The sequence below is a fragment of the Arthrobacter sp. SPT-J7 genome (genome assembly GCF_059089965.1).
This window is the reverse complement of sequence record NZ_JBNHFF010000492.1, coordinates 1-855: the sequence shown is the minus strand read 5'-3', so window position 1 is coordinate 855 and position 855 is coordinate 1. Positions and strand designations below refer to the sequence as shown.

Below are 855 nucleotides of genomic sequence, written 5' to 3'. Positions count from 1 at the left end.
CGCCCGGCAAGCGCCTCGCCCTGCCCAACGCGCGCGTCCTGATCCACCAGCCGGCACTGTCCGGCGGCCAGGGCGGCCAGGCCTCCGACCTGGAAATCCAGGCCGCCGAGGTCATGCGCATGCGTTCCTGGCTTGAGGACACGCTGGCGCACCACTCGGGCCGGACGTCCGAGCAGGTCAACAACGATATCGAGCGCGATAAGATCCTCACCGCGGAAGAAGCCCAGGCGTACGGCCTTATTGACCAGGTCCTGGATTCACGCAAGATCAAACCGCAGGCCATCACCAGGTAGCGGTAAAGTAAAGCGCCGGTGGCGCCAGTCATTTGGCTCCACCGGCCTTTTCCTTCCACCCTCGGGAGCGAATGTGACCTAGAGTGGAAGTTGTCACAACCGGTCCATGCAGGCTGGTGGAGATTCCAGCAACGGTGCAAGGCTGCCTGGCAGCAAGATACTAAGGGGTTCACATATGGCTCGGATTGGCGAGAGCACGGATCTGCTGAAGTGCTCTTTCTGTGGAAAGAGCCAAAAGCAGGTGCGCAAGCTCATTGCCGGGCCCGGTGTCTACATCTGTGATGAATGCATTGAGCTTTGCAACGAAATTATCGAAGAGGAACTGGCGGAGGTTGCCGACCTTGGCAGCTTCGAGCTTCCCAAGCCGCGTGAAATCTTCGACTTCCTGCAGGAATACGTCATCGGCCAGGAGCCTGCGAAGCGCTCCCTCGCCGTCGCCGTCTACAACCATTACAAGCGCATCCAGGCCGGCCATGCGCCGAAGTCGGGAAGCCTGGCCGAGGGCGGCCACCACGACGACGTCGAAATTGCCAAGTCCAATATCCTCCTCATCGGTCCCACC

The 855-nt window shown here is 60.8% G+C and carries 2 protein-coding genes; both read left to right on the top strand.

Annotated features, from left to right (window positions below; all coding sequences use genetic code 11):
- The coding region (locus AC5RWX_RS33830; protein ID WP_494100509.1) for an ATP-dependent Clp protease proteolytic subunit at window positions 1-293 on the top strand (293 nt) is incomplete at its 5' end.
- 175 nt (window positions 294-468) lie between these two features.
- Window positions 469-855, top strand: a 387-nt coding sequence (locus AC5RWX_RS33825; protein WP_494100508.1) for a ClpX C4-type zinc finger protein, incomplete at its 3' end; no start/stop codon positions are given.